Consider the following 7,520-nt stretch of genomic DNA (forward strand, 5'->3'; position numbering starts at 1 on the left):
GGTTCCACTCGCCGCGCCCCTGCGGCCTACGGTGGAGCCATGACCTCTGCCGCGGCGCTCCCGCTGCTCTACCTCGACGTCGACGGACCGCTCATCCCGTTCGGCGCGGGCCCGTACCCGCAGGGCGACGATGCCCATCCCCTGCTCGCCCGGGTCGATCCCGCGCTCGGGCCCCAGCTCGCGGCGCTGGCGTGCGAGCTGGTGTGGGCCACGACCTGGGGCGAGGAAGCCAACGCATGCATCGCGCCACGGCTCGGCCTGCCGGATCTGCCCGTGGTGGCATGGCCGGAGCCCTCCGACGAGGACGGGCGGGGCCCGGTGCACTGGAAGACCCCCGCGCTGGTCGGCCACGCGGCCGGACGCCCCTTCGTCTGGGTCGATGACGAGATCACCCGCGCCGACCGGGCGTGGGTGGCCGCGCACCACCCCGGCCGGGCCCTTCTGCACCGCGTCGATGCGGGCCGGGGGTTGACCGGCGCGGACGTCACCGTGCTGCGGGCGTGGTTGCGGGAGGGGTCGTAGCCGTCCAGGACGCGGCGATCAGGGAGCGTTCCGCCGCCGCGAGGTGGGTGGCGGCGGCCAGCCAGGCCCAGGCGTAGCCCTCGGCCGAGGGGTCCGCGAGGCGGCCGAAGGCGTCGCGGGGCCGGCGGTCGGCCTCGGCGGCGAGGGCGGCGGCCAGATCCGCCGCGGCCGTGAGCCCGGCCCGGCGCAGCGGGCCGTACGCAGCGAGGGGCTCCGTACCGCGGGCGGCCTCGGCGACGGCGCGGCGGCCGCCGGCGACCCCGGTCTCCAGGAGGCGTCGCACCCGCCACAGCGGGGAGTCGGCCAGCGGGTCGGGACCGGCGGCCACCGGCTCCCCGGCCGGGGCGGCCGGGCCGGACGGGGCGGCGGTCGGGGGCGGGAAGTGACTGCCCTGGAGGCGGTCGTAGCCGAGATCGGCGCGGCCCAGCCACTCCTCGGGCAGCCGCAGCGTGTAGGGCGCGCCGGGCACCGGGCCGACCGCGAGGGGCCGTAGCGTGGCGGCGCGGTCGAGGTCGGGACGGCCCAGTACGCGCACGCGCAGGCCGGGGTACGCGGCGATGCGGCGCAGGTTCTCCGTGTGCGCCAGCTCCGGGTGCGGGTGGGCCGGCAGCAGCCGCAGCAGCGGCGCGTGGGGCCGCGTCTCGCGGACCAGCAGGTGCTCGCCCGACGCGCCGACGACCGTGACGTCGCAGCCGAGCAGTGCGGGCTCGGCCGCGTCCGCCGCGTGGGCCGGATCGGCCGCCCCGGCCAGCAGGTCGGCGACGGCTTCGGCCGCCGGGCGGGCGAAGAGCGGTGCGGCGGGCCCTTCGGTCCAGAGCGTGCCGCGCAGCGGGGTGGCCTTGACCCCGCGTCCGGCGCCGAGCCGGCCTTCGGGAGAGACGGTCGCCCCGACGATGCGCAGGCCGCCGCGGGCGAGACCGGCGTGGTCGAGGGCGGCGCCGCCCAGGGCCACGGAAGCGGAACCGGCTCCGCGGGCGCGGGCCAGGCCGCCGGGGCGTACGTCGGAGACGGAGTGACGGGCGCCGTCCGCGGCCATCAGATGGGTGACCACTCCGCCGTATCCCGTGGCGGAGAGAACCGGTTCGCGGCACAGGCCGTACACCTCCAGGCTGCCGCCCGGGGTGTAGGCGCGGCGGGCGGTCCCGGTCAGCGCGGGGTCGGCGGAGCCGGAGGCCAGCACGGCGGCGGTGTGCAGGAGTTCGCGGAAGGCGCGGGTGAGGTCGCCGAGCCGCTGCGCGGCCTGACGGTCCCGGGCGGCGCGCAGGCCCCGTACGACGCGCAGGGCGGCCGCCTCGGCGCGCGGCAGCCCGGCGAGGCGGGCCGTGTGCGCGGCGCGCAGCAACTCGGCCTGGACGACGGCTCCCCCGGCTGTGACTCCGGCGGCCAGTGCTTCGGCGGCCGCCTGCCAGAGCGCGGCTGCGGCGCCGGTCTGGGCGGCGGTGAGGGCGGCCGGGGCGGGTACGGCGGGCGTCGCGTCGGGCCTGGCGGGCGTGGTGGAGGGCCCGGCATCCGAGCCCGGCGTCGCTGTCTCCGGCCTCGGCCCCGCCTCGTCCTGGGCCTTCGCAGCGGGCTCCTCCCCCGGCGCCGGTTCCGCGGGCGCCGCGTCCGCGAGGGGGGCCGCGCCCAGGGCCGCTGCCCGGTGCAGGCAGCGGGGCGCCAAAAGGCAGGTGCACACGGCCTGTTCGGGATCGGTGACCGTCCCTGCGGGGCCGGGGCGCAGGGTGACGAGGGCGTCCTCACCGAACCGGATGGCGACGCTGCCGTCCGCCGCGCGCGTGGCGGCCGCCGCGCAGCTCTCGATGGCGGCGTCGAGCTTCTTGCGCAGGCGGGCGGTGAGGCCTTCGACCGCTTCGGCGAGCACCTCCGGCGCGACGGGGGGCAGTTCGGGGATGTCGGTGCTCAACGGGTCTCTCCACGGAGGCGGTCGCCCACCCAGCGGGCGAGGGCGAGGGGGCTGAGGGCGGCCACGGGCATCCCGGCCGCGACGAGCTGCCGGGCGACGGGTACCGAGTAGCGGGGCGTCCCCGCGTCGTCGAGCGCGGCGCAGCCCAGGAGGTGGGCGCCGGAGGCGGCCAGCGCACGGACCTCCCCGAGCAGTCCGCCGATCGGGGCGCCCTCCTCGAAGTCGCTCACCACGACGACGAGGGTCCGGCTCGGGACGGTGATCAGTGAACGGGCGTGTGCGAGACCGGCGGCGATGTGCGTCCCGCCGCCGACGCGGACCTCCAGCAGCAGCGAGAGCGGGTCCTCGACCCGGTCGGTCAGGTCCACGACCTGGGTGGAGAAGGCCAGGAAGTGGGTGGACAGGGTGGGGACGCCGCCCAGGACGGCCGCGGTCAGGGCCGACCAGATGACGGAGGCCTCCATGGAGCCGGACACGTCGACGACCAGGATCAGCCGCCAGTCGGCCTCGCGGCTCGCCCGGGTACGGAAGACGGGCCGCTCCGGGACGACGACCACGCTGCCGTCGGCCCGGCGCCGGGTGTGCGCGAGGTTGGCGCGCAGGGTGCGGGCCAGGTCGAGCGTGCCGCCGGGGCGGCGGGTGGGACGCGGGGTGGCGAGGCCGGAGAGGGCAGGGCGCAGCCGGGTGGCCAGTTCCCTGGCGAGCTCGTCGACGAGCCGCCTGACCAGGGGGCGCAGTGCGGCGAGTTGGGCCTCGGGCAGGCCGCCGGCGAGGGACAGTACGGAGCTGAGCAGTTCCACCGAGGGCCGTACGGTCGCCGGGTCGAGCTGGGTCAGTACATCGGTGCGGCCCGCTTCGGCCGCTCCGGCGAGCACCTCCTCCCGTACGTCGGGGCCGAACAGCGCCTCCAGCTCCTGCGACCACTCGCGGGCCGTGGGGAAGGAGGCCTCCTGGCCGCCGCCCTGGCTGCCGTCCCGGCCGTGCCCCCGGCCGCCGTCGATGCCGGCGGCGCCTTCGCCGCGCCCGGCGCCGTACAGCTCGTCCAGTGCGTGGGCGTAGCGGCGGGCGCCCGCGGGGAGCCGGTCGCGTTCGCGGCCGAGCAGCAGCCGCCAGCGGTCGGCGGGGGCGAGCCGCCGGCCGTCGCGGCCGTCGGTTGCGGGGACCGCCGGGCGCGGGGCGTCGGGGGTCCGGGGTGCGGGGAGGGGCGGTGTGTCCGTGCCGGGCGGCGGGAGGGCCTTGAGCGCGGCGAGTCCGGCGGCGTCGGCGGCGGCCCAGAGGGCGAGCAGCGCGGGCGGGGCGTCGAGCGCGAGGTCGATCCGGTCGCCCAGCCGTTCGGTGACGGTGTCCAGCAGCCGGTCGCGGGCGGCGGGGGCGAGGGCGTCGAAGCCGCCGCGCAGAGCAGGGAGTCGGTCGAGGAACTCCTCGTCGGCGAGGTGCTCGACGCGGTCGAGCAGGGGGGTGAGGGCGGCCGGCGAGGACTGGAGGAGGGGGCCGGCGGCGGTGAGGAGTCCGGCGAGCCGACGGGTCAGGGCGCGCCGGCTGTCGGCGGTGCCCGCGGCGTCGATCCAGCCGGCCGCGCGGGCGCCGAGCTCGGCGGCGGGGTCGAGGTCGAGGAGGACCCGTACGGCCAGGGCCGCGCCCTGCATCAGCGGGGCGGCCGAGGCGGCCAGGCCGGCGAGGGCGGCGTCCGTACGCAGGCCGAGGTGACGGGCGGCGGCGCGGTCGGCGAGGGCCACGAGGGCGCCCGCGTCGGCGGCGTCCTCGCTGCCCGCGAGGCCGGGCAGGGAGCGTACGGCGGCTTCGAGGAGGTCGCCGGTGAGAGCGGCCGCGGTGGCCCGGGACGTGGGTGAGGTACCGGGGAGGTGGCCGCGGTGGAGGGCCTCCAGGAGGTCGAGGGCGTCGAGGAGTTCGGGCAGGGTGGCGGTCTGCGGCAGGACGGTGGCCGCCTCCTGGAGGCGTACGTCGACCAGCGCGGGCAGATCGCACCGCGCGGCGGCGGCCAGCCCGGTCAGGATCTGCGCCGGGGTCGGCCCGCCGTCGGCGGCGGCCCGGCGGGCGGTGTCGCGCAGGGTCCCGGCGGCCGCCTGGGCGGCGGTGACGCCGCGGACCCCGGCGAGGTCGAGGCGGGCCGGGACGGAAGGCGTCCAGGACAGCCGCCACTTGGTGCCGAGGGCGGTGCCGTCGCCGGTGGCGGCGACGGTGAGGGGCTCCCCGTAGGAGGCGCCGCAGACCAGGAGCCGTTGGAGCAGGACCTCGCGGCGGCCGTCGAGGGGGGAGCGGAGGGGATCGAGGCGGACCTCGCGGGGTGCGGGGTCCTCGGGGGACGGCAGCCTCAGCGCGGCGAGTTCGGCCTCGACGCTCGGGCCGAGGCCGGAGCGGGGCGCGTGCGGGGTGATCCGCCCGCGGGCGGTCCCGACGAGCACGGCTTCGAGGGCGCGGGCCAGCGCCCGGCCGCGGCCGAGCGGTTCGCCCTGGCCGAGGACGGTGCTGACGGCCTCGAGGAGCTCGCCGCGGCCGGGCGCGGGCAGCCCGCGCAGGACGGCGAGGTCGCAGGCGAGCCGCAGGGCCTCGGCGGCCTCCCCGGTCCCGGCGGTGTGCCCGGCGCGGCGCAGCTCCCGGCAGAGCCGGGTGAGGGCGACGGAGGCCGCCTCCCGGACTCGCCCGGGGTCACCGCCGGCCTCCAGCACGGCCTGCTGCCAGAGGGGATCGCGGATCCCGGCGGGGTATCCGGAGCGGGAGTCGAGCAGGTCGAAGGAGTAGGGCACGAGCGAGGTGACACTCCCCTCGCCGTCGGGCCCGAACGCCGCCTTTCCGGACCCCGGGCGCGCGGTTACCTCCGCTCCAAGCCGGACCGAACCGCTGGCGGGGCCCGCACTGGTGCCTTCGGTTCGCACAGAGCCGTCGTCGCAGAGGGCCGGGGCGTGGAACGCGCCGATGACCGCGGCCACGCGGTGGCCGTTGGCGGTGGCGCGCGCGATCACGTCGCGCATGTGGGCCTCGCGGGCCAGGTCCGACGCCGGGACGGCGGCGGTGTCCGCGCGCAGCGCCCATCCCACGGCCAGCGCGGCGCGCCGCACGGCCTCCGGGGAGCAGCCCGGTGCGAGCACCTCCACGGCCCGGTCCCACAGGTCGTCGCCCTCCCGCCCGGTCCCGGCGGCGACGAGGCCGTCCGCGTAGGAACCCGGGGCGCCGGCCGACAGGTGGGGCGTGCGGGCCGAGTCCTGGTTCGGGTACTGAACCGGGGCCGACGCCGCGGCCCGTACCGGGACCTCGGCGGAAGCGGCACCCGCAGCCTCGACCGTGACGGGGGAGGTCCAGCGGCGGTCGGACAAGGGCAGGTCGCAGCAGAGGACGGTCGCCCCCGACCGGTGCGCCCAGCGGATGGCGGCCAGTTCGGGCGAGAAGTCCGCGAACGGGTAGAAGGCCAGGTGGCCGGCCTCGCCCGTGCCCGCGAGGGCGACCGGGGCCACGGTCTCCGGGTCGGCCAGGTGTTCCAGCCACGGCTGGAACTCCGCCGGGAGCTCCACGCACACCACGTCCGCGCCCGACGCGTCGAGCAGCGCCGGGACGACCGCCGCCAGGGCGGGGCTGTGGTGGCGTACGCCCAGCAGGTACGGCGCGCGGGACGCGGCGAGCGCGTCCACGGCGGCCCGCGGGTCGGTGGCCGTCAACGAAGGCTCCCGCGCAGGTCCCAGAGGCGGCGCCACATCGCCGAGCCGTCCTCGGCGCGGCGGCGGACCGGGCCGTCCCAGTAGCCGAGGAGGCGGCCGTGGTCGGCGGGGTCGTCCTTGCGGACCACGCCCAGGAGGTGCCCGGGCAGCAGGTCCAGTACGTCGCCGCCCGGCAGGTACGCCGCGGCGACCCCCAGCGAGGTCGCCACCTGCACGGCTTCGGCGGTGGACATGACCGTACCGGGACGCTCCACGTCCCAGCCCTCGGCGGAGCGCCCGGAGCGCAGGTCTCGGAAAACGGTGACGAGGGCGTCGAGCACGGCGTCGTCGACCCCGAAGGCGGCGCCGGCGCGCTGGACGGCGGCGACCGCCTGGCGACGGATCAGGGTGGCTTCCGCGTCCGCGTCGGCGATCGGGGCGACGGTCTCGAAGTTGAAGCGCCGCTTGAGGGCGGCGGACATCTCCGAGACGCCGCGGTCACGGAGGTTGGCGGTGGCGATGACGGTGAAGCCGGGGGCGGCGCAGACCACCGCGTCCTCGGTGGCGGTCAGTTCGGGCACGCTGACCCGCCGGTCGGAGAGGATCGACACGAGCGCGTCCTGCACCTCGGGCAGGCAGCGGGTGATCTCCTCGACGCGGGCGACCCGCCCGGCGCGCATGGCGGAGAGCACCGGGGAGTCGACCAGGGCTCCGGAACTGGGCCCCTGCGCGAGCAGCAGCGCGTAGTTCCAGCCGTAGCGGAAGGCGTCCTCGGTCGTGCCGGCCGTGCCCTGGACGGTGAGGGCGCTCGTGCCGCAGACGGCGGCGGCGAGGAGCTCGGACAGCATCGACTTGGCGGTGCCGGGCTCGCCGGTCAGGAGCAGGCCGCGCTCTCCGGCGAGCGTGACGACGCAGCGTTCGACGAGGGCGCGTTCGCCGACGAACTTGGGGGCGATGACCCGCTTGGTACCTCCGCCCGGCAATGCGAGCTCGGTTCCGTCGCTGCCGCAGACGAAGGTGACGACGGCGCGCGGGGTCAGGGCCCAGCCGGGCGGGCGGGGGCCGGGGTCCTGGGCGGCGAGGAAGGCGAGTTCGGCGGCGTAGCGCTCCTCGGCCGGCAGCACCTGCCGGGCGGGGGCGAGCTGTTCGGTGTCGGTCATGCGGGTCCTCGAAGGTCTCGGAAGGGGGTGGGGAAGGGCATGGAAGGACGGGCCGGTCATCCGGCGGGCCGGGGCCGGGGGGGGGGGGGGGGGGCCGGGGGGGGGGGGGGGGGGGGGGGGGGGGGGGGGGGCGGGGGGGGGGGGGGGGGGGGGGGGGGGGGGGGGGGGGGGGGGGGGGGGGGGGGGGGGGGGGGGGGGGGGCCGCCGGGGGAGGCCTCCACCCCGTCGGTCGGTCGGTCCGGGGATCAGAAGATGCTGCCGCCTCCGGCACCACCCGCGCCGCCG

General features: G+C 78.5%; 4 protein-coding genes. 1 reads left to right on the forward strand and 3 read right to left on the reverse strand.

Annotated features, from left to right (window positions below; translation table 11 throughout):
* The first annotated feature begins 39 nt into the window (after positions 1 to 39).
* On the forward strand, positions 40 to 522 hold the full coding sequence (locus ACF059_RS30285; protein ID WP_392063321.1) for an HAD domain-containing protein: 483 nt from the start codon (positions 40 to 42) through the stop codon (positions 520 to 522).
* Here ACF059_RS30285 and ACF059_RS30290 read toward each other — a convergent pair.
* The 3 genes from ACF059_RS30290 to ACF059_RS30300 are packed head-to-tail and all read right to left on the reverse strand — an operon-like array spanning position 485 to position 7,235.
* Positions 485 to 2,425, reverse strand: a complete 1,941-nt coding sequence (locus ACF059_RS30290; protein WP_392063324.1) for a hypothetical protein — start codon at positions 2,423 to 2,425, stop codon at positions 485 to 487. The two genes, ACF059_RS30285 and ACF059_RS30290, sit on opposite strands and share 38 nt — an antisense overlap.
* Entirely contained in the window at positions 2,422 to 6,096 is a 3,675-nt protein-coding gene (locus ACF059_RS30295; protein ID WP_392063327.1) for a DUF5682 family protein, read from the reverse strand. Before ACF059_RS30295 ends, ACF059_RS30290 begins: the two co-directional genes overlap by 4 nt.
* Complete coding sequence (locus tag ACF059_RS30300) at positions 6,093 to 7,235, reverse strand: AAA family ATPase (protein WP_392063330.1); 1,143 nt, start codon at positions 7,233 to 7,235, stop codon at positions 6,093 to 6,095. The genes ACF059_RS30295 and ACF059_RS30300 overlap by 4 nt, the downstream gene beginning before the upstream one ends.
* Positions 7,236 to 7,520: the final 285 nt, after the last annotated feature.

The organism is Streptomyces sp. NPDC016562 (assembly GCF_043076955.1).
Lineage (GTDB): Bacteria > Actinomycetota > Actinomycetes > Streptomycetales > Streptomycetaceae > Streptomyces.